Annotated in this window: 19 protein-coding genes and 1 tRNA gene; 8 read left to right on the forward strand and 12 right to left on the reverse strand. The window is 73.5% G+C overall.

Annotated elements, in window-relative coordinates; genetic code table 11:
• Position 1: 1 nt before the first annotated feature.
• The gene (locus tag G5C62_RS04295) at positions 2–637 is read left to right on the forward strand and encodes a hypothetical protein (RefSeq protein ID WP_241175693.1); all 636 of its coding nucleotides are present in this window, start codon (positions 2–4) and stop codon (positions 635–637) included.
• A gap of 24 nt (positions 638–661) precedes the next feature.
• Here the strand turns inward: G5C62_RS04295 and G5C62_RS04300 are convergent, their stop codons facing one another.
• The 3 genes from G5C62_RS04300 to mca all read right to left on the reverse strand — a co-directional run bounded on the left by G5C62_RS04300 (position 662) and on the right by mca (position 2,687).
• On the reverse strand, positions 662–1,177 hold the full coding sequence (locus G5C62_RS04300) for a phosphate-starvation-inducible PsiE family protein (RefSeq protein WP_164700051.1): 516 nt from the start codon (positions 1,175–1,177) through the stop codon (positions 662–664).
• A 290-nt stretch (positions 1,178–1,467) separates the two neighbouring features.
• Complete coding sequence (locus G5C62_RS04305; RefSeq protein ID WP_164700050.1) at positions 1,468–1,803, reverse strand: hypothetical protein; 336 nt, start codon at positions 1,801–1,803, stop codon at positions 1,468–1,470.
• The gene (gene mca / locus G5C62_RS04310) at positions 1,800–2,687 is read right to left on the reverse strand and encodes a mycothiol conjugate amidase Mca (RefSeq protein ID WP_164700049.1); all 888 of its coding nucleotides are present in this window, start codon (positions 2,685–2,687) and stop codon (positions 1,800–1,802) included. Before mca ends, G5C62_RS04305 begins: the two co-directional genes overlap by 4 nt.
• A 300-nt stretch (positions 2,688–2,987) precedes the next feature.
• Between mca and greA the strand changes: the two genes are divergently transcribed.
• Entirely contained in the window at positions 2,988–3,494 is a 507-nt protein-coding gene (greA, locus tag G5C62_RS04315) for a transcription elongation factor GreA (RefSeq protein ID WP_052091664.1), read from the forward strand.
• 28 nt (positions 3,495–3,522) lie between these two features.
• A complete protein-coding gene (locus G5C62_RS04320) occupies positions 3,523–3,873 on the forward strand; it encodes an RNHCP domain-containing protein (RefSeq protein ID WP_036341085.1) in 351 nt (116 codons plus the stop codon).
• A 164-nt stretch (positions 3,874–4,037) separates the two neighbouring features.
• On the opposite strand, the gene G5C62_RS04325 is transcribed toward G5C62_RS04320, so the two are convergent.
• The 4 genes from G5C62_RS04325 to ilvA all read right to left on the reverse strand — a co-directional run bounded on the left by G5C62_RS04325 (position 4,038) and on the right by ilvA (position 9,428).
• On the reverse strand, positions 4,038–6,119 hold the full coding sequence (locus tag G5C62_RS04325; RefSeq protein WP_164700048.1) for a M3 family metallopeptidase: 2,082 nt from the start codon (positions 6,117–6,119) through the stop codon (positions 4,038–4,040).
• A 103-nt stretch (positions 6,120–6,222) separates the two neighbouring features.
• The gene (locus tag G5C62_RS04330) at positions 6,223–7,032 is read right to left on the reverse strand and encodes an ABC transporter permease (RefSeq protein ID WP_164700047.1); all 810 of its coding nucleotides are present in this window, start codon (positions 7,030–7,032) and stop codon (positions 6,223–6,225) included.
• Positions 7,029–8,030, reverse strand: a complete 1,002-nt coding sequence (locus G5C62_RS04335; RefSeq protein WP_036341076.1) for a daunorubicin resistance protein DrrA family ABC transporter ATP-binding protein — start codon at positions 8,028–8,030, stop codon at positions 7,029–7,031. The genes G5C62_RS04330 and G5C62_RS04335 overlap by 4 nt, the downstream gene beginning before the upstream one ends.
• A gap of 171 nt (positions 8,031–8,201) precedes the next feature.
• The gene (gene ilvA / locus G5C62_RS04340; protein ID WP_197058613.1) at positions 8,202–9,428 is read right to left on the reverse strand and encodes a threonine ammonia-lyase; all 1,227 of its coding nucleotides are present in this window, start codon (positions 9,426–9,428) and stop codon (positions 8,202–8,204) included.
• Positions 9,429–9,506: 78 nt separating this feature from the next.
• On the opposite strand from ilvA, the gene G5C62_RS04345 reads away from it, so the two are divergent.
• The 3 genes from G5C62_RS04345 to G5C62_RS04355 all read left to right on the forward strand — a co-directional run bounded on the left by G5C62_RS04345 (position 9,507) and on the right by G5C62_RS04355 (position 13,566).
• On the forward strand, positions 9,507–10,976 hold the full coding sequence (locus G5C62_RS04345) for a sigma 54-interacting transcriptional regulator (RefSeq protein WP_164700046.1): 1,470 nt from the start codon (positions 9,507–9,509) through the stop codon (positions 10,974–10,976).
• Position 10,977: 1 nt separating this feature from the next.
• Entirely contained in the window at positions 10,978–12,972 is a 1,995-nt protein-coding gene (locus G5C62_RS04350) for a VWA domain-containing protein (protein WP_036341071.1), read from the forward strand.
• 129 nt (positions 12,973–13,101) lie between these two features.
• Entirely contained in the window at positions 13,102–13,566 is a 465-nt protein-coding gene (locus G5C62_RS04355) for a GNAT family N-acetyltransferase (RefSeq protein WP_052091663.1), read from the forward strand.
• Here G5C62_RS04355 and G5C62_RS04360 read toward each other — a convergent pair.
• Complete coding sequence (locus G5C62_RS04360; RefSeq protein ID WP_241175692.1) at positions 13,559–14,920, reverse strand: DUF2252 domain-containing protein; 1,362 nt, start codon at positions 14,918–14,920, stop codon at positions 13,559–13,561. The two genes, G5C62_RS04355 and G5C62_RS04360, sit on opposite strands and share 8 nt — an antisense overlap.
• 87 nt (positions 14,921–15,007) lie before the next feature.
• Here G5C62_RS04360 and G5C62_RS04365 point away from each other — a divergent pair, with 87 nt between their 5' ends.
• Positions 15,008–16,027 carry an SGNH/GDSL hydrolase family protein gene (locus G5C62_RS04365; protein ID WP_036341069.1) on the forward strand — a complete coding sequence of 340 codons (1,020 nt, stop codon included), beginning with the start codon at positions 15,008–15,010 and terminating at the stop codon, positions 16,025–16,027.
• A 102-nt stretch (positions 16,028–16,129) separates the two neighbouring features.
• Positions 16,130–17,350, forward strand: coding sequence for an acetyl-CoA C-acetyltransferase (locus tag G5C62_RS04370; protein WP_036341067.1), 1,221 nt, complete (start codon positions 16,130–16,132; stop codon positions 17,348–17,350).
• A gap of 121 nt (positions 17,351–17,471) precedes the next feature.
• On the opposite strand, the gene G5C62_RS04375 is transcribed toward G5C62_RS04370, so the two are convergent.
• The 4 genes from G5C62_RS04375 to G5C62_RS04390 all read right to left on the reverse strand — a co-directional run.
• A complete protein-coding gene (locus G5C62_RS04375; RefSeq protein WP_164700045.1) occupies positions 17,472–18,284 on the reverse strand; it encodes a Bax inhibitor-1/YccA family protein in 813 nt (270 codons plus the stop codon).
• Between the two features lie 119 nt (positions 18,285–18,403).
• A tRNA-Leu gene (locus G5C62_RS04380) sits at positions 18,404–18,477 on the reverse strand.
• A gap of 25 nt (positions 18,478–18,502) precedes the next feature.
• The gene (locus G5C62_RS04385; protein WP_164700044.1) at positions 18,503–19,882 is read right to left on the reverse strand and encodes an NAD(P)/FAD-dependent oxidoreductase; all 1,380 of its coding nucleotides are present in this window, start codon (positions 19,880–19,882) and stop codon (positions 18,503–18,505) included.
• Between the two features lie 48 nt (positions 19,883–19,930).
• The coding region (locus tag G5C62_RS04390) for a uracil-DNA glycosylase family protein (protein ID WP_277424754.1) at positions 19,931–20,291 on the reverse strand (361 nt) is incomplete at its 5' end.

Raw genomic sequence — 20,291 nt, forward strand, 5'->3', positions numbered from 1 at the left:
CATGTTCCCCCCGCAGCCGCACCGGGCACCACCCGAGGACGACTTCGAGGAGGCGGCCGTGAACCGGAACGGAACGAGTCCGCGCATGCTGGTCGTGGTGCTGCTCAGCACCCTCGCGCTGCTGGGCGGCGCACTGCCGGCCCAGGCGGCCAGCGACCCGTACTGCGGCATCCGCTGGGGATCACTGCCGGAGAGCCAGCCGCCCGCCAGCCCCTGGGGCACGATCACCGACGTCCGCACCGGGCAGCACCCGTGCTTCGACCGGCTGGTCGTCGACCTGCAGGGTGCCGAGGGGTCGGCCGGCTACTTCGTCCGGTACGTCGACCAGGTGGGCGCCCAGGGCTCCGGGACGCCGGTGCCCGTCCGGGGCGGCGCCGTGCTGCAGGTGGTCGTCCAGGCACCCGCGTACGACGACACCTACGAGCCGACGTACCAGCCCGCCGACCGCACGGAGGTCGTGGACGTCACCGGCGCGCGCACGCTGCGCCAGGTCGCCTGGGGCGGCTCCTTCGAGGGACAGACGACGCTGGCCGTCGGCACCCGGGCCCGGCTGCCCTTCCGGGTCTTCGTGCTCGCCGGTGCGCCGGGACAGCCCGACGGCGCCCGCGTCGTGGTGGACGTCGCCCACCGCTGGTGAGGTCCGCGGGGCCGATCCGGCCGATCAGCCCCGCGGCGGCGCGTCACCCTCGTCGGGCTCGCGCTCCTTCAGCCGCAGCAGCCACGCCGTGCACCCGAGCAGGACAACCAGCACGCCGAGGACGGCGATCTCGGTGATCCGGTCGTCGAACTCCGCACCCTTGCCCAGGACCCCCGCCGCCTCGACCGACAGCACGACGATCTCCTTGATCGAGGCGATGATCCCGACCAACAGGAACGGCTCGGCCACCAGCTCACGGCGCTCCACGGTGATCCGCACCGCGAACAGCAGCTCGACGATGATGAAGACGAGCAGCAGCACGTCGAGCAGCTCGAGCACCGGGGCCTGGGAGAGGTCGCCGACCATCCCCCACGTCGTCTTCCCGGCCACGACGAGCAGCACGAGCGCGCTGACCACCAGGAACAGCGCGATGCCCGCGTAGACGACGTTCTCGCCCACCTCGAGCGCACGGGTGCCGAACCGGCCGAGCCCGGGTCGTTCCTGCTGTCCGGGGTCGCGCCGGGCCTGCTGCGTCGCCATCGGAGGATCATCGCCGACCGCGGCCCCTCCCGCGCCGGCCACCGGCGAGGATCCCCCGCGCGGGTCAGATCCCGGCGCCGTCCGCCGAGAGGTCGGTCGCGCGCCGCTGGTTCGACAGCATCACCAGGCGACCCGCCGAACCCTGGCGGGTACGCCGAACAGCGACCACACCCCCCGGCTCGTGAACGACGTGGCGCACCGCTGGTGACCGTGGGACCTCGTGTCCCCGAGGACGCCGGGTGGGTCTCCCACCCGGCGCCCGCCCCCACTGCGGGCTGCGCCCGGGTCGGTCAGGAGGCGGCGGGCCGCCCACCCCAGCCGTCGCCGTCCTGCGGACGGCGTGGCGGCTCGATGGCCAGCGGCGCCCGGCGCAGGGTGTCCAGCAGCTCGGCCCCCGGCTCCCGGGCCGGGACGTCGACCATCAGCTCGGCCGGGCTGTCCGGGACCTGGTCGGCCGGGTCGAAGCTGCGCGGCACCTTCTTGAGGTGCCGGCCCATCGACCGGCCGAGCCACAGCACCGCGATCAGCAGCACGACGATGAGCAGCAGCCCGAACGGACCGCCCTTGCCGACGTCCTCCGGCACCGGTTGCTGTTGGACGGCGAGCAGGGTGAGTGCAGTGGTCACGAGACACGCTCCGAGGTGCGGACGCCGGCGAACAGGTCGTCCTCCGGGACAGGGACGTCGACCAGCGACCGCGCCAGCTCGTAGTCCTCGGTCGGCCAGGTGCGGGTCTGCAGGTCCAGCGGGACCGAGAACCAGCGGCCGGTGGGGTCGATCTGGGTCGCGTGGGCGATCAGTGCGGCGTCCCGCACCGGGAAGTACTCGGCGCAGGGCACCCGGGTGGTCACCCGGTGGGAGATGTCGTTGGCCGGGTCCCACTTCGCCAGCCACTCGGTGTACGGCGACTCGGCCCCCTCGGCCAGCATCGCCTCGTGCAGCGCCTTCGTCCGGGGCAGCGTGAAGCCCATGTGGTAGTAGAGCTTGCTCGGCTGCCAGGGCTCCCCGAGGTCGGGGTAGCGGTCCGGGTCACCGGCTGCCTCGAAGGCGTGCACCGAGATGTCGTGGGTCTTGATGTGGTCGGGATGCGGGTAGCCGCCCCGCTCGTCGTAGGTGAGCACCACCTGCGGCCGGAACCGCCGGATCAGCTCGACCAGGGGCGCAGCGGCCTCCTCGACCGGCACCAAGGCGAAGCAGCCCTCCGGGAGCGGCGGCAGCGGGTCACCCTCGGGCAGCCCGGAGTCGACGAAGCCGAGGAACTCCTGCTCGACACCGAGGACCTCCCGAGCCCGGGCCATCTCCTCGCTGCGGATCTCGGCCATCCGCTCCCACACCTCGGGGCGGTCCATCGCCGGGTTCAGCACCGACCCGCGCTCCCCGCCGGTGCAGGTCGCCACCATCACGCGGGCGCCCTCGGCGACGTACTTGGCCATGGTCGCGGCGCCCTTGCTCGACTCGTCGTCGGGGTGGGCGTGCACCGCGAGCAGGCGCAACTGGTCCGGTTCGGTCACGTGTGCTGCTCCTCGCTCCGCTCGTCGAACCCGTGCCCGACGGTGCCCTGCTCCGTGCGCGACACGCACGCCCGGTCGCGACACCCATTGTCCCCCCGGCCGACGGGTCGTGGCACGCACCCCGGCGACTCCTGGTGTGCCCCGCACCACTCCGGTGGGCCCCGGGGTCGGGGGGCCATCCCGGCCGGATCCGTTCCGTAGACGGCTGCACGGGGCCGGGCTCCGGTGTTACGTTGCTCGGATTGACCACCGGTGACCTGCGAGCGCAGCGGGTCGCGACGACGAGCACCGGGAGCGACTGTGGCCACCCCCACCGACGAGCAGGACCAGGGCGTCTGGCTGACGCAGGAGGCCCACGACCGGCTGCGAGCCGAGCTCGAGCAGCTGGTGGCGAGCCGCCCGGCCATGGCAAAGGAGATCAACGACCGCCGCGAGGAGGGTGACCTCAAGGAGAACGGCGGCTACCACGCGGCCCGCGAGGAACAGGGCAAGGCCGAGGGCCGGATCCGCCAGCTCACCGACCTGCTGCGGAAGGCCCGGGTCGGGCAGCCGCCGACGACGGCCACCAACGCCGCCGTCGGCACGGTGATCACGATCGCCTTCGACGGCGACGAGGACGACACCGAGCGGTTCCTGCTGGGTTCACGGGAGATCGCCGGCACCACCGACCTGACCGTGTACTCCCCCGAGTCCGCGTTGGGTTCGGCGATCGTGGGCGCGGCGCCGGGCTCGACGGTCACCTACCAGGCCCCGAACGGCAAGGACATCTCCGTGAAGGTCCTGGCCGTCGAGCCGTTCATCCCCTGACCTGCCGGCCAGGGCAGTGACGAGCGCGATGGACGAGGCCGGCACGGTGGACGGCGGGCGGGCGCGTTCCCGGCGGGCGGAGAACACCACCTTCGTCTGCGGGCACTGCCAGACCCTGGTGCCGGCGAACACCGACGGGCACTACCGCAACCACTGCCCGTGGTGCCTGTGGTCGTTGCACGTCGACGACCTGCCGGGCGACCGGGCCAGCGAGTGCCGGCAGCTGATGGAGCCCATCGGTCTGGTCGAGAAGTCGGGCAAGGGCTGGCAGGTGGTGCACCGCTGCACCGCCTGCGGCCACCGCCAGCCCAACCGCCTGGTCCGGGACGGCGCTGCCCCCGACGACCTCGACCTGGTGCTCGCCCTCCCCTGGCTCTGAAACCGGCCGCGCATCCGCCGCGTTCGCCGCATTGCACGCTCTTCCTCCGCTCTGCACGTGCTGCAGCACGTGCGGAGCGGACGGAACGCGTGCAGAGCGACGTCCGCCACCTGACCGGGCGGGCCCCGAGCCCGCCTGGCGCAGGGGCGTTCTGCGTGTCGGGGTCAGGCGACGGGCGTCAGCCCCCGGCGGCGCAGCAGCGGCCCGGTGTCGGCGGCCCGGCCGCGGACGGCGGCGAAGGCGCCCAGCGGGTCGACCGAGCCACCGCGGGAGAGCAGCTCACCACGGAAGACGTCGCCGTTCTCCCGGCGCAGCCCACCGTTCTCCTTGAACCACTCCACGGTGTCGGCGTCCAGCACCTCCGACCAGATGTAGGAGTAGTAGCCGGCCGAGTAGCCGCCGGCGAAGACGTGCTGGAAGTACGTCGTCCGGTACCGGGGCGGCACCAGGTCGAAGGCGACACCGGCGTCGGCCAGCGCCTGCGCCTCGAAGGCCTGCGCGTCGGCGACCTCGGTGTCCGGCCCGATCCGGTGCCAGGCCTGGTCGAGCAGCGTGGCCCCCAGGTACTCGACGGTCGCGAACCCCTCGCCCCACAGGGCCGCGGCCTCGAGCGCGTCGACCGTCTCCTGCGCCAGCGGCTCCCCGGTCTCGACGTGCTTGGCGTAGTGCGCCAGCACCTCCGGCCACAGCGCCCACATCTCGTTGACCTGGCTGGGGAACTCCACGAAGTCGCGCGGCACGCTGGTACCGCTGAACCGCGGGTACGTCACTGCCGAGGAGAGCCCGTGCAGCGCGTGCCCGAACTCGTGGAAGAGCGTCGTCACCTCGTCGAGGGTCAGCAGCGTCGGCTGCCCGGCCGCGGCCCGGGTGACGTTGAGGCAGTTGAAGACCACCGGCCGGGTGTCCAGCAGGCCGGACTGGCTGACGAACGAGCTCATCCAGGCCCCGCCGCGCTTGCCCTCCCGGGCGAAGAAGTCACCCAGGTAGAGCCCGATCGGCTGCTCGTCGGCGAAGACCTCCCAGACCCGGACGTCGGGGTGGTAGCCCTGCAGGTCCGGGCGCGGGGTGAAGGTGAGGCCGTAGAGCAGCTCGGCGGCGCGGAACACCCCGTCGACCAGTACCCGGTCCAGCTCGAACCACGGCCGTAGCGCGGCGCTGTCCACGGCGTAACGCTCGGCCCGCACCCGCTCGGAGTAGAACGACCAGTCCCAGGCGGCCAGCTCGACCCCGTCGGCGGTGGCCACCTCGGCGAGCACCTCGCCCTCGGCCTTCGCGTTGGCCATCGCCGGCGGGACCAGTGCGGCCAGCAGCTCGTCGACCGCAGCGGACGTGCGGGCGGTCTGGTCGGCGGCGATCAGGTCGGCGTGGGTGTCGAAGCCCAGCAGCTGCGCCCGGACGGCGCGCAGGTGCGCCATCTCCACCGCGATCGGGCCGTTGTCGTGCTCCCCGACCGAGGCCCGGGTCAGCGACGCCTCGTGCAGCCGGCGGCGCAGCTCCCGGTTGCGCAGCTTGGCCATCGCGGGCTGGCCGCTGGGCAGCACCAGGGTGAGCAGGTACCCACCGTCGTGCCCGCGCTCGGCGGCGGCGCCGGCTGCGGCCTGCACCTCGGCGGGGCTCAGTCCGTCCAGCTCGGTCTCGTCGGTGACCAGCACCGCCGCCGCCTCGGTGGCCACCACCAGGTTCTGCCCGAAGGTCGTGGAGAGCTCGGACAGCCGCTGGTTGAGCTCACGGAGCTGCTCGCGCCCGGCGTCGTCCAGCCCGGCACCGGCGAGGACGAAGTCCAGGTGGTAGCGCTCGACCAGGCGGACCGCCTCCTCGTCGAGGCCGGCGTCGTTCCGCCCGGCGTGGACCGCGTCGATCCGGGCGAACAGCGCCGGGTCCAGACGCAGCGCGTCGGAGTGGGCCGCCGAGAGCGGGGCGACCTCCCGCTCGATCTCCCGCAGCCGGTCGCTGGACATCGACGAGGACAGGTTCCAGAACACCGCCTCCGCCCGGCCGAGCAGCTGGCCGGAGCGCTCGAGGGCCACGACGGTGTTCTCGAACGTCGGCTCGGCCGGGTCGGCCAGCAGGGCGGCGACCTCGGCCCGCTGCTCGGCCATCCCGGCCAGCAGCGCCTCCCGGCAGTGCTCCAGCGAGATGTCGGCGAACGGGGGCAGCTCGTAGGGCAGCGCCGACGGGGCGGCCAGCGGGTTCGACGCGGACAGGGACGCGGAGTCCGGCGAGGGAGCCGGTGCAGTGGTGCTCATCCCGCCCATCTTCACCCCCACGCCCGGCCGGCCGTCACCCGCGGCCTCGCTGCAGCGTCCCGCCGGGAGCCTGCGAGCGGCGGGGGCAGAGAGGCCCACGGCCTCAGCGGCTGGCGGTGCGCAGGTAGGCCCGAACCGCCAGCGGCACGAAGACCAGCAGGATCACGACGGTCCACAGCACCGTGTAGAGCGCCGGGTTCTGCAGCGACCAGACGTCGGGGACCGGGGCCCCGGCGGGGACGTTGCCGAACAGCTCCCGGGCCGCCTGGACGACGGTGGAGACCGGGTTCCACTCGGCGAAGGCCCGCAGCGGCGCCGGGAAGCTCTCCAGCGGGACGAAGGCGTTGGAAGCGAACGTCAACGGGAAGATCACGATGAAGCTCGCGTTGTTGACCACCTCCGGGGTGCGGACCAGCAGGCCGACCAGCGCCATCAGCCAGGAGATGGCGAAGGCGAAGATCAGCAGCACCAGGAACCCGCCGATCGCCTCGGCGATCGAGGAGTTGATCCGCCAGCCCACGGCGTACCCGGTCAGCGCCATCACCGTGATCGAGATGACGTTGAGCCCCAGGTCGGCGACGGTGCGGCCGATCAGCACCGCCGACCGCGACATCGGCAGGGACCGGAACCGGTCGATCAGCCCCTTCTGCAGGTCCTCCGCGATGCTCGCCCCGGTGACGGTGGAGCCGAAGACCACTGTCTGGGCGAAGATCCCCGGCAGCAGGAACTCGGCGTAGCTGATGCCCGGCGGCAGGTTGATGGCGCCACCGAAGATGTAGCGGAACAGCACCACGAACATGATCGGCGACAGGGTCGCGAAGACGATCAGGTCGGGCACCCGCTTGACCTTGATCAGGTTCCGCTTGGTGATGACGACGCTGTCGGAGACGGTCTCGGCCAGCGTGCTGCTCATGACTGCGCTCCTGCACTGACGGTGGCCGAGGGCTCGGCGTCGGTGGCGGTGTCGGCGTCCTCTGCGGAGCGTCCGGTGAGGGTGAGGAAGACGTCGTCCAGGTCGGGCCGGCGCAGGCCGATGTCGAGCACCTGCGCGCTGGTGCCCGTCAGCCGGCGCAGCGCCTCGGCCAGCGTGTCGGTGCCGCCGGTGACCGGGACCGACAGCCGCCGGGTCTGCCGGTCGGCGTGCAGCTCGCCGTGGGAGAGCGGGCGCAGGGCGTCGGTCACCACCGCGAGCTGCTCGACGGTGCCCACGGTGAGCTCCAGCCGTTCGCCGCCCACCTGGGCCTTCAGCTCGTCGGCGGTGCCCCGGGCGATCACCTTGCCGCGGTCGATGACCACCATCCGGTCGGCCAGCCGGTCGGCCTCCTCCAGGTACTGGGTGGTGAGCAGGATCGTCGTCCCGTCGCTGACCAGGTCGGCGATGAACTCCCACATGCCCAGCCGGCTGCGCGGGTCGAGCCCGGTGGTCGGCTCGTCGAGGAACAGCACCCGGGGCCGGGCGATGAGCGAGGCGGCGATGTCCAGCCGACGGCGCATGCCGCCGGAGTACGTCTTCGCCGGGCGGTTCGCCGCGTCCGCGAGGTCGAAGCGCTCCAGCAGCTGGCCGGCGCGCGACCTGGCCTCGCGCTTGCCGAGCCGGTACAGCCGCCCGACCATCTCCAGGTTCTCGTGCCCGGTCAGGTACTCGTCGACCGCGGCGTACTGACCGGTCAGCCCGATCGTGGCGCGCACCTGGTCGGCCTGGGTGGCCACGTCGAGCCCGGCCACCTCCGCCCGCCCGGCATCGGGCTGCAACAGCGTGCTCAGGATCCGGACGACGGTGGTCTTGCCGGCGCCGTTGGGCCCCAGCAGCCCGAGGACGGTGCCCTCGGACACGGTGAGGTCGACCCCACCGAGCGCGGTGTTCTCCCCGAAGCGCTTCACGAGCCCCTCGACGACGACGGCATCGGTCATGCCGCGCACGCTAGGCCCGCCCACCGACGGTTATCACTGTCTTTTCCGGGCACCAGGCGGGTCCGTTCCATGAACACTCCTCCGACGACGCGTGGTCCGTCCGGCCGTCGCGGTGCGACGGCTCAGGGGTGCAGACCCGCCCCACCCGGAGAACTCATCGGGCCGCGCCGGTCAGTCGACGCGAGGGGCGTACCCGGCCGCGGACAGCGCGGCCAGCACGTGCTCGGCGTGGTCGGGGCCGCGGGTCTCCAGGTGCACGCCGACCTCCACCTCGCCCAGCACCAGGCGCGGCGTCAACCGCTCGTGCTCGACGGAGAGCACGTTGGCGGCCAGCCCGGCCAGCTCCCGCAGCAGCCCGGCGAGCGAGCCGGGCCGGTCGGGCACCTGCACCCGCAGCGACAGGTAGCGGCCGGCGGCGGCCATGCCGTGCTGGACGACCTTCATCATCAGCACCGGGTCGATGTTGCCGCCGGAGACCACCGCCACGACCGGTGGTGCGAACGCGGCGGGGTCGGCCAGCAGCGCGGCGACCGCGGCGACCCCGGCCGGCTCGACCACCAGCTTCGCGCGCTCCAGACAGAACAGCAGCGCCCGGGAGAGGTCGCCCTCGCTGACCGTCACGACGTCGTCGACCAGGCCGGAGACGTGCGCCAGGGTGAGGTCACCGGGGGCGGCGACGGCGATGCCGTCGGCCATCGTCGCCATGCTGGTCAGCGGCACCGGCCGACCGGCAGCCAGCGAGGCGGGGAAGGCGGCTGCCGTCGCCGCCTGGACCGCGACCACCCGGACGTCGGGACGGCGGGCCTTCACGGCGGCGGCGATCCCGGACACCAGCCCGCCGCCGCCGGTGCAGACGACCACCGTGGCCACGTCCGGGCACTGCTCGAGCACCTCCAGGCCCACGGTGCCCTGCCCGGCGATGACGTCGGGGTGGTCGAAGGGGTGGATGAACACCGAGCCGGTCCGGTCGGCGTACTCGACCGCCGAGAGGATCGCCTCGGTGAGGGTCTCCCCGCCGAGCCGGGCGTCCGCGCCGTAGCCGCGGGTGGCGGCGACCTTGGGCAGCGGGGCGCTCTCCGGCATGAACACGGTCGCGGCCGCACCCAGCTCGCGGGCGGCCAGCGCGACGCCCTGTGCGTGGTTGCCGGCGCTGGCCGCGACCACGCCCCGGGCGCGCTCGGCGTCGCTGAGCCGGGCGATCCGGGTGTAGGCGCCGCGGATCTTGAACGAGCCGGTGCGCTGCAGGTTCTCGCACTTGAGCCACGCGGGCCCGCCGACCCGCTCCGCCAGCGCGCGGGAGTGCTCCAGCGGCGTCCGGCGCACCACGCCGTCCAGCAACCGCGCGGCCGACTCGACGTCGGCACCGCTGACCAGGGGCACTGCACCGGGGACGGACACGCCGCCGATCCTCGCAGTCCGCGGATGCGCGGTGTGACGGACACCCGGGTGTCACAGGTCCGTCGTACCGTGGTCGAGGTGACGGACGCCGCACTGACGGGGACCACCCAGTCCCCCACCCCTCCCGCTCCCACCACTCTCGGCGAGCTCCGCGCCAGCGGAGCCGCCCCCCGGCCGGTCAAGGCCGAGATCCGCCAGAACCTCCTCGCCCGGCTGGCCGCCGGCGAGCCCACGCTGCCCGGCATCGTCGGCTTCGAGGACACCGTCGTGCCCGAGGTCGAGCGGGCGCTCATCGCCGGGCACGACCTGGTGCTGCTCGGCGAACGCGGCCAGGGCAAGACCCGGCTGATCCGCACCCTGGTCGGCCTGCTCGACGAGTGGACCCCGGTGCTGGTCGGCAGCGAGCTCAACGAGCACCCGCTGCAGCCGATCAGCGTCTGGGGGCACCGTCAGGTCGCCGAGCACGGCGACGCGACCCCGGTCGGCTGGCTGCACCGCAGCGAGCGGTTCGGCGAGAAGCTGGCCACCCCCGACACCAGCGTCGGCGACCTGATCGGCGACGTCGACCCGATCAAGGTCGCCGAGGGCCGCACCCTGGGCGACCCGGAGACGGTCCACTACGGGTTGGTGCCGCGCACCAACCGCGGCATCTTCAGCGTCAACGAGCTGCCCGACCTGGCCGAGCGGATCCAGGTCGCGCTGCTCAACGTGCTGGAGGAGCGGGACATCCAGATCCGCGGGTACCGGGTGCGGCTGCCGCTGGACCTGCTGCTGGTGGCCAGCGCCAACCCCGAGGACTACACCAACCGCGGCCGGATCATCACCCCGCTGAAGGACCGCTTCGGTGCCGAGGTGCGCACCCACTACCCGATCGAGCTCGCCGACGAGGTGCGCCTGCTGGAGCAGGAGGCCCAGACGACCTGGCTGGGCGGGAGCGGCGAGCTCGGCACCCCGCTGGTGCCGCAGCACCTGGTGGAGATCGTCGCCCGGTTCACCCGGCTGGTCCGCGAGTCCAGCCACGTCGACCAGCGCTCCGGGGTCAGCGCCCGGTTCGCCATCGCCGGGCTGGAGACGGTGGCCGCCTCCGCGGTGCGCCGGGCCGCCGTCGCCGGGGAGAGCCGGCCGGTGGCGCGGGTGGTCGACCTGCCCAGCATCGTCCCGGCCAGCCGCGGGAAGGTGGAGTTCGCCGACTCCGGCAGCGACGCCGACGACGACCGCGACCTGGAGGTGCTCGAGCACCTGCTGCGCCAGGCGACCGCGCAGACCTTCCGGGCCCGCTGCGGCGGCCTCGACCTCACCGGTCTGCAGGAGCACTTCACCGGCGGGGACACCGTGGAGTCCGGTGACCTGGTGCCGGCCGCCGTCCTGCTCGGGCAGCTGGGCACCATCCCGCACCTGGCCCAGCTGCTCGGCCGGCTCGGGGTGCCCGAGGGCGAGCAGTCCGCCGAGCAGGCCGCCGCCGCCGTCGAGTTCGCGCTGGAGGGGCTGTGGCTGACCCGCCGGCTGGCCAAGGACACCGACGGCTCGCGCACGGTCTACGGAGCCTGAGATGCCGCAGCGACGGCACGGCGGCTACCGGTACGGGAAGTGGCGGGGCGGGCCCGACCCCCTGGCGCCGCCCTACGACGTGGCGTCCGCGGTCGACGAGATCGGCGACCAGGTGCTGGCCGGCAGCGGCGTGCGGGAGGCGATGCGCGACCTGCTGCGCCGCGGTGTCGACGGTCGGCGCGGCCTGGACCAGCTGCGCCGCACCGTCCGGGACCGGCTGCGCCAGGCCCGCGAGGCCGGCCGACTGGACGGCACGCTGGAGCAGGTCCGGGAACTGCTGGACCGGGCGGTCGAGGCCGAGCGGACGGCGCTGTTCCCCGACCCCGACGACGCCGCCCGGCTGGCCGAGGCCGAGCTCGACACGCTGCCGGAGGACACCGCCGGGGCCGTCCGCGCGCTGAAGGACCACGCCTGGCGCTCGCCCGAGGCCGCCCAGGCCTACCGGGAGATCGAGGAGCTGCTGCGGCAGGAGGTGCTGGACAGCTCGTTCCAGGGGATGAAGCAGGCCCTGCAGCAGATGCAGGACGGCGACGGCGCGGCGATGCAGGCGGTCAAGGACATGGTCGCCGACCTGTCCGCGCTGGTCGATGCGCACAACCGGGGCGAGGACACCGACCAGCAGTTCGCCGACTTCATGGACCGGCACGGGCAGTTCTTCCCCGACGACCCGCAGTCGGTGGAGGAGCTGATCGACTCCCTCGCCCGCCGGGCGGCCGCCCAGGAGCGGATGATGGCCGGGCTGTCGGCCGAGCAGCGGGCCGAGCTGCAGGACCTGATGGGCCAGGCGATGGGCGACCTCGGGCTGCAGAGCGAGATGGCGCACCTGTCCGATGCGCTGCGGCAGGCCCGGCCGGACCTGCCGTGGGGCCAGCGCGGCCCGGTGCCCGACGGGGACCAACCGCTGGGGCTGGGCGACGCGACGACCGCCGTCGCCGAGCTCGCCGACCTGGAGGCGCTGTCCCAGCAGCTGTCCCAGGGCTACGCCGGCGCCTCGCTGGCCGACGTGGACGAGGAGCTGCTGGAGCAGGCGCTGGGCCGCTCGGCCGTCGACGACCTCGCGGCGTTGCGTCGGCTGGAGCGGGAGCTCGAGCGGCAGGGCTGGCTCGACCGCTCGGAGGGGGCACTGCAGCTCTCCCCCAAGGCGGTGCGCCGGCTGGGTGCCACGGCCCTGCGCCGGGTGTTCGCGAAACTGTCGGCCACCGGTCGCGGGGAGCACGACGTCGCCGACGCCGGCGCCGCCGGGGAGCTGACCGGGGCCTCGCGGGAGTGGCGGTTCGGCGACGAGCAGCCGCTGGACGTCGTCCGCACGGTGCGCAACGCGGTGCTGCGCAGCGCCGGCAGCCCCCGCGAGGAGGGCCAGCGCCGGGTGCAGATCGCCGTCGAGGACTTCGAGGTGGTGGAGACCGAACGGCGCACGGGGGCCGCGGTGGCCCTGCTGGTCGACCTGTCCTACTCGATGGCGCTGCGCGGCACCTGGGGCGCGGCGAAGTCGACGGCGATGGCCCTGCACTCGCTGGTGACCACCCAGTTCCCGCAGGACGCCATCGAGATCATCGGCTTCTCCTCCACCGCCCAGGTGCTCCGCCCGGAGACCCTGGCCGAGCTGTCGGTGGACACCCTGCAGGGCACCAACCTGCAGCACGGCCTGATGCTGGCCCGCCGCTTCCTGGCCCGGCACCGGGACGCCGAGCCGGTGGTGCTGGTGGTCACCGACGGGGAGCCGACCGCCCACCTGGAGGACGACGGGACGCCGTACTTCTGCTGGCCGCCGATGCCCGAGACGATCGCCCGCACGGTGGCCGAGGTGGAGCGGGTGGCCCGCACCGGCGCGACGCTCAACGTCTTCGCCCTGGACCCCGAGCCCGGGCTGGTGGAGTTCGTGCACGACATCACCGCGCGGGCCGGCGGCCGGGTGTTCCAGCCCGACAGCGAGCGACTCGGCGAGTACGTCGTCGCCGACTACCTGCGCACGCGCCGCGGTCGTCGCGGCCGGTGACGGAGGGTGACCAGGTGACTGCTCCTGCTGCACCCTCGTGGGGTGCAGCAGGAGGGGTCTGATCAGGTCAGTCGTCGCACAGGGCCGGCTCCGGCGACGGGACCGCCCAGGATCGAGGAGACTGTTGTCGTGACCACCGAGGCGGAGTCCGGGACGATCACCATCGAGCAGGTCGACGCGGCGGCGACCTACCCGCTGCGCGCCCAGGAGCTGCGCCAGGGCCGACCGGTCGAGATCGACGAGGACGACGCTCCGTACACGCTGCACCTGGCCGCCCGGATCAACGGGGACGAGGTGGTCGGCGTGGTCCGCTTCCACCCGCGCGACTGCCCCTGGCGGGAGGGCGAGGGCTCCTGGCAGCTGCGGGGCATGGCCACCGACCCGCGGGTTCGGGGGCTCGGCGCGGGCCGGGCGCTGGTCGCCGCGGGCCTGGCCCGGGTGGCTGCCTGCGGCGGGCAGCTGGTCTGGTGCGACGCCCGGGCGTCCGCCGTCGGCTTCTACGAGCGCCTGGGCTTCCAGATCGTCACCGACGAGTACGACCTGCGGCCGGTGGGCGGGCACCGCGGCATGCTGATCGAGCTGCCGATCAGGTGACCGGGTGGGCTCCGCTGGAGCTGACCCCGGGGATCTGTCCGGACCGGAAGGCGTTGACGAAGAGCCGGTGGTCGGCGCGGGTGCGCTCGGCGTGGGAGTGCGCGAAGTCGATCAGGTCGGCGATGAACTCCTCGCGCCGGTCACCGATCATCTCGGTGATCGCGTCCTCGGTCTGGAAGTCGACCAGTTCGTGGTCGCTGTCGGCGTCCCCGACGCAGTGCATCTTGGCCGTGGCCCGCCCCAGCTGGGCGACCACGGGCAGGATCTCCTCCGGCTCGGTCAGGTCGTCCCAGTCCAGGTCCAGCTCGTAGGGCGAGAGCTCGGCGACCACGTAGCCCACGCCGTCCATCTCGGTGTGCCCGAGGAAGGCCGAGGCGTAGGACTGCAGCGCCCGCTGGCTCATCGCCGTCCGGTGCCCCTCGTGCTCGAAGTGCCGGCGGATCTCCGGGTCGGTCACCACCCGGCTGGGCGCCGGCACGTTGCCCTGCTTCATCGACAGGACGACGTCGTTCTCCAGCGCCTGGTCGTACCCCTCGATCAGCACGTTGTAGGCCGGCAACCCGGCGCTGCCGATGCCGAAGCCACCGGTGGCGACGACGTCCTTCACGTCGTAGGTCACCTCCCGGCGGCGCTTGCCGGGCGGGAGCGTCTCCCGGTACCGCTCCACGGCGGCCAGCACCCGGTCCCGCTCGTCGTCGTCCAGCCGGCGGGTGCGCGGACGGTCCGCGAAGCGGCGCTGGTGCGCCTCGATCACCGTCATCCGCTCCAGCAGCGCGATCCGGGTGTGCTCGGTGGTCTCCAGCACGAGCTCGTGCACCGCACCCTCGGTGTTCTCCCGGCGGAGGGCGAAGGAGCGGTCGTCGTCGGCGGCGACGAAGGCGTGCACCTGGTCCAGGTAGGACTCCAGGTAGCGGCGCAGCACGGCGTCGATCACGTCGTCGCCGAGCGCCTTGCGCCAGGCGAGGAGGGCGAAGCTGGCGGCGAACCGGCGCAGGTCCCAGCTGACGTGGCCCAGATAGGCCTCGTCGAAGTCGTTGACGTCGAAGACGATCCGGCCCTGCCCGTCCATGTAGGTGCCGAAGTTCTCCGCGTGCAGGTCACCCTGGATCCACACGCGCGACGTCCGCTCGTCACACCAGGGGTCCTCCAGCGTCGCCATGTCGGCGTAGAACAGGCATGCCGACCCGCGGTAGAAGGCGAAGGGATCCGCCGCCATCTTGCGGAACTTGGTCCGGAAGGCGTCGGCATCGGCGGCCATGAGGTCGGAGAAGGCGTCGACGAGGACGTCGACGATCTGTTGCTGCCGGTCGGCGGGGTCCCCGCCAGCAGGGGTGATCTCAGCGCGTTCGTCCACAGCGCCACCGTAGGGGGTGGCTAGCCTGGGATTCAGCGCTCCGGGCCGCAGCACGCGGCCGAGGAGCCAGGAGAGAGGACGGGCCGGGTGACACGAGCGAGCAGGGCGCGGCGGCTGGCGACCGGCGCCGCCTACGGCGGTGGCGGCGTGGGGCTGGCCGGCGCCGCGCTGGTGGCGCTGCTGCGCCAGGAGGCGCGGGCCGCCCGGCGCCGGGTCAAGGCGAACCCGTCCGAGGCCGACCCGCCCACCGGCAACGGCGTGTACGGCCGCGGTCGCGGCAAGCCGCTCGTGCTCGCGGTGCTCGGCGACTCCAGTGCCGTGGGGCTCGGGGTGGACGACGCCGGGCAGACCCCTGGTGTGCTGATCGCCGCAGCGCTGGCGGAACTGGCCGAGCGGCCGGTCCGGCTGGCCAAGTTCGCCAGGTCCGGCGCCGTGTCCAAGGACCTCACCGCCCAGGTGGACCAGGCCCTGCTCGAACGACCCGACGTCGCCCTGATCATGATCGGCGCCAACGACGTCACCAGCCGGGCCCGGCCCGCGGACTCGGTGCGGGCGCTGGCCGAGGCCGTGCGCCGGCTGATCGCCGCGGACTGCCAGGTCGTCGTCGGCACCTGCCCCGACCTGGGCACCATCCGGCCGATCGCCCAGCCGCTGCGGGTGCTGGCCCGGCGCTGGAGCCGCCAGCTGGCCGCCGCGCAGACGATCGCCGTGGTCGCCGAGGGCGGGCGCACCGTCTCCCTCGGCTCGGTCCTCGGCCCCTCGTTCGCCAGCGACCGGGAACTCTTCAGCCACGACGAGTTCCACCCGTCGGCGGCCGGGTACGCCGCGGCGGCCGCCTCGATGCTGCCCTCGATCGCCGACTCGATCGGCGTGTGGCCCGCGGCAGCCGACCGGGGGCTGCGGCTGCGCCGGGACACCGTCCGGCCGGTCGCCCAGGCCGCGGCCCGAGCCGCCGGCCGCACCGGCACCGAGGTGCAGCCGACCGCCGTCCGCGGCAACGAGACCGGTCCCCGGGGCCCCTGGGCCCGGCTCCGTCGACGGCGGCCCCCGGAGATCCCGACGCCCGAGCAGGCCGACGAGTCCGTGCTGGAGGCCGCACCGCAGTGAGCGCCCCGCCGCCGACGGACGGCGGAGCTACCCGGGGGTAGGTTCGGGTCATCTGACGTCCGTCGCCGCCTCCGAGGTGGCGCGCCTCATCGTGGAGGACCCATGCCCGAAGCCGTCATCGTCGCCGCCGCCCGCTCCCCCATCGGCCGCGCGTTCAAGGGGTCGCTCAAGGACCTCCGTCCGGACGACCTGGCCGCGACGATCACCCGGGCCGCGTTGGACCAGGTGCCGCAGCTGGACCCGACCGACATCGACGACCTGATGCTGGGCTGCGGCCTCCCCGGCGGTGAGCAGGGCTTCAACATGGGCCGGGTCGTCGCCGTCCTGATGGGGATGGACCACCTGCCCGGGACGACGATCACCCGCTACTGCTCCTCCTCGCTGCAGACCACCCGGATGGCGCTGCACGCGATCAAGGCCGGCGAGGGCGACGTGTTCATCTCCGCCGGCGTCGAGCTGGTGTCCCGCTTCACCAAGGGCAACTCCGACGCCATCCCGGACACCCACAACCCGCGCTTCGCCGACGCCGAGGCCCGGGTCGCCAAGACCGCCGAGAGCGGCGCGGAGAGCTGGCAGGACCCGCGCGAGGACGGCGAGCTCCCCAACGCCTACATCGCCATGGGCCAGACCGCGGAGAACCTCGCGCTGCTCAAGGACGTCTCCCGCCAGGAGATGGACGAGTTCGCCGTGCGCAGCCAGAACCTGGCCGAGCAGGCGATCGCGAACGGCTTCTGGGAGCGGGAGATCACCCCGGTCACCACGCCGGACGGCACCGTGGTCAGCAAGGACGACGGCCCGCGCGCCGGCACCACCCTCGAGGGGCTCGCCGGTCTGAAGCCGGTCTTCCGCCCCGACGGCCGGGTGACCGCGGGCAACGCCTGCCCGCTCAACGACGGCGCCGCCGCCCTGGTGATCATGAGCGACCGCAAGGCGCAGGAGCTGGGCATCACCCCGCTGGCCCGGATCGTCTCCACCGGGGTCACCGGGCTGTCGCCGGAGATCATGGGCTACGGCCCGGTCGCGGCCTCGGAGCAGGCGCTGGCCCGGGCGGGCATGTCCATCTCGGACATGGACCTCGTGGAGATCAACGAGGCGTTCGCGGCCCAGGTCATCCCCAGCTACCGCGACCTGGGCATCGACATCGACAAGCTGAACGTGCACGGTGGCGCGATCGCGGTCGGGCACCCCTTCGGCATGACCGGCGCCCGGATCACCGGCACGCTGCTCAACGGGCTGCGCGCCCGCGACGGCCAGTTCGGCCTGGAGACGATGTGCGTCGGTGGCGGGCAGGGCATGGCGATGGTGCTCGAGCGCCTCTCCTGACGTCGCGCCCCGGCGGCCGACCGGCCGCCGGGGCTGCGCGCACAGACGACCGTGGCCCGGCCCCCTCGCGGGGACCGGGCCACGGTCGTCGTGTGTCAGACCCCGGGACGGGGGCCTGCGATCACTCGCGGAAGTAGCTGAGCAGCCGCAGGATCTCGATGTACAGCCAGATGACCGTGACCAGCAGGCCGAAGGCGATGTACCAGGCGAACTTCGGCTCGACGCCGCGGCGGATCGCCTCGTCGGCCATGTCGAAGTCCAGCAGCAGCGTGAACGCCGCGACGCCGATGACGACGATGCTGAAGATGATGGCCAGCGGGCCACCGTCGCGCAGGCCCAGGCCGCCGGGGATGAAGAAGCTGGCGACCAGGTTGACGATCACGAGCGCCAGGACGCCGAAGAGCGCGCCCACGATCCAGCGGGTGAGCTTCGGGGTGACCCGGATGGCGCCGGTCTTGTAGACCACCAGCATGCCGGCGAAGACACCGAAGGTGCCGATGAGCGCCTGCGCCACGATGCCGCTGTACTGGTCGTTGAACATCTCGCTGATCGCGCCGAGCGCCACGCCGTAGAGAGCGCCGTACGTCAGCGTCGCGACCGGGTTGGCGACCTGCTTGAACGCGATGACCAGGCCGAGCACGAGGGCGACCAGGACGGCCGGGAGCGTGAGGCCCAGGGCGAGACTGTCCGGCAGCACGGCCCAGGTGACGGCGGCGGAGAGCACCGTCACCAGGAAGCTGAGGCCGGTCTTGGTGACGACGTCGTCCATCGTCATGTAGGCGCGGTCGGTCGCGGCGTACGGCGACGGAGCGGCGTACGGGTCGTGCTGGGTGGGTGCCCCGCCGTACGTCTGCTGCGGGGCGGAGCCCCAGCCGGCGGACGGGCCGTTGCCGGCTGCCGGGAGGCCCCGGAAGGCCGGGTTGCTGCTGGGCATCGTCATCTCCTCGAGGTGACTGGTCGGGCCGTGGGGCTCAGTTCGTCCGCCCCACGCTGTCTGGTGTAACGCCAGCTCAGCGCCGGTAGTTCCCGTGTGCCCGGGACCACCCGGACGGGTGCCCCCGGTCGGGTTCGAACCGACACCGGAACCCTTTTAAGGGGCCTGCCTCTGCCGATTGGGCTACGGGGGCGCGGGCTCGGGGCCCGCCCGGGACCCTAGCTGGCCCGGGGGCCCGACTGGTCCCGGTCGGCCGCGCTCGGCGGCGGGATCGACGGGGCCTGGCCGCCGGTGGCCGCGGCGACGAACTCCCGCCGCGGGTTCTGCAACTGGCCCAGCGCGATGACCTCGCGCCGGAACACCGAGGCGAGCGCCCAGTCGGCGACCACCCGCACCTTGCGGTTCAGGGTGGGCACCCGGCTGACGTGGTAGGCGCGGTGCATCCACCAGGCCGGTCGGCCCTTGAGCTTGACCCCGTAGACCTGGGCCACCCCCTTGTGCAGCCCGAGGCTGGCCACCGAACCGGCGTAGGCGTGCCGGTACTCCACCGGCTGCTCACCGTCCAGCACGGCCACGATGTTGTCGGCCAGCCGCTTGGCCTGCCGCACCGCGTGCTGGGCGTTCGGGGCGGTGGTGGCGCCGGGCTCGTCCTTGGTCACGTCCGGCACCGCGGCGAGGTCGCCGGCGGCCCACGCGCCGTCCAGGCCGTCGACCTGCAGCGTGGCCCGGCAGCGGACCCGGCCGCGCTCGTCCAGCGGCAGGTCGGTCTGGGCGAGCATCGGGTGCGGCTTGGTGCCCGCCGTCCAGACCAGGGTGTCGCTGGCGAACTCGTCACCGTCGCCGGTGCGCACGACGCCGTCGTCGGAGACGGAGTCCAGCGTGGTGTTGAGCTTGACCTCCATGCCGCGGGCCTGCAGCTGCTGCACCGTCCAGGCACCCATGTCCGCGTCGACCTCGGGCAGGATCCGGCCGGTCGCCTCCACCAGGACCCAGCGCATGTCCGCCGGGGACAGCCGGGGGTAGTAGCGCTCCAGGGCGTAGCGGGCCATGTCCTCCAGCTCGGCGAACGCCTCGATGCCGGCGTAGCCCCCGCCGACGAAGGTGAAGGTCAGCGCCCGCCGGCGCACCTGCGGGTCGTCGGTGGAGCTCGCGGCGTCCAGCCGGGCCAGCACGTGGTTGCGCAGGTAGATGGCCTCGCCGACGTTCTTGAAGCCGATGCCGTGCTCGGCGAGGCCCGGGATGGGGAGGGTGCGGGCCACCGAGCCGGCGGCCATCACCAGCACGTCGTAGCGCAGTTCGAAGGAGTCGCCCTCGGCCGGCGTCACCGTCGCGGTCCGGTCGGCGTGGCTGAGCCCGGCCACCGCACCGGTGATGACGCGGCACTGGTCCAGCGTGCGCCGCAGCGGGACGACGACGTGCCGGGGCTCCACCGAGCCGGCCGCCGCCTCGGGCAGGAACGGCTGGTACGTCATGTGCGGTTGCGGGTCGACCACGATGATCTCCGCCCGCCCGCGACGCAGCTTCTTCTGCAAGCGCAGGGCGGTGTAGAGGCCGACGTAGCCGCCGCCCACGATCAGGATCACCGGTCGCTGGGCCATGGACTCACCGTAGGCCCGCACGCGCCCCGGCGGACACCTGTCGCCGACTCATCCCGCGGCGGCGAGCTCCTTCGCCCGGTGCAGCACCGCGTCCAGCATCGGCTCGGTGAGCCGGCCGGTGAAGGTGTTCTGCTGGCTGACGTGGTAGCTGCCGAGCAGGGTCAGCGGGCCGTTCGGGCCGGCCAGCGACACCTCCACGCCGTGCCCGAACGCCGGCCGCGGCCGGGGCAGCGGCACCCCGGCGCCGGCCAGCACCGGCCACAGCGCCGTCCAGCCGAACCCGCCGAGCACCACGATCACCCGCAGTCGGGGCAGCAGCGCCAGCTCCCGGGCCAGCCACGGCGAGCAGGTGTCCCGCTCCTCCGGCGTGGGCGCATTGGCCGGTGGCGCGCACCGCACCGCGGCGCAC

Source organism: Modestobacter sp. KNN46-3 (genome assembly GCF_011039295.1).

Excerpts from the sequence above, each read along its gene's own strand:
- G5C62_RS04295 (WP_241175693.1), top strand. The coding sequence starts at position 2 with ATGTTCCCCCCGCAGCCGCACCGGGCACCACCCGAGGACGACTTCGAG.
- G5C62_RS04300 (WP_164700051.1), bottom strand. The coding sequence starts at position 1,177 with ATGGCGACGCAGCAGGCCCGGCGCGACCCCGGACAGCAGGAACGACCC.
- G5C62_RS04320 (WP_036341085.1), top strand. The coding sequence starts at position 3,523 with ATGGACGAGGCCGGCACGGTGGACGGCGGGCGGGCGCGTTCCCGGCGG.
- G5C62_RS04325 (WP_164700048.1), bottom strand. The coding sequence starts at position 6,119 with ATGAGCACCACTGCACCGGCTCCCTCGCCGGACTCCGCGTCCCTGTCC.
- G5C62_RS04330 (WP_164700047.1), bottom strand. The coding sequence starts at position 7,032 with ATGAGCAGCACGCTGGCCGAGACCGTCTCCGACAGCGTCGTCATCACC.
- G5C62_RS04335 (WP_036341076.1), bottom strand. The coding sequence starts at position 8,030 with ATGACCGATGCCGTCGTCGTCGAGGGGCTCGTGAAGCGCTTCGGGGAG.
- G5C62_RS04350 (WP_036341071.1), top strand. The coding sequence starts at position 10,978 with ATGCCGCAGCGACGGCACGGCGGCTACCGGTACGGGAAGTGGCGGGGC.
- G5C62_RS04370 (WP_036341067.1), top strand. The coding sequence starts at position 16,130 with ATGCCCGAAGCCGTCATCGTCGCCGCCGCCCGCTCCCCCATCGGCCGC.
- G5C62_RS04375 (WP_164700045.1), bottom strand. The coding sequence starts at position 18,284 with ATGCCCAGCAGCAACCCGGCCTTCCGGGGCCTCCCGGCAGCCGGCAAC.
- G5C62_RS04385 (WP_164700044.1), bottom strand. The coding sequence starts at position 19,882 with ATGGCCCAGCGACCGGTGATCCTGATCGTGGGCGGCGGCTACGTCGGC.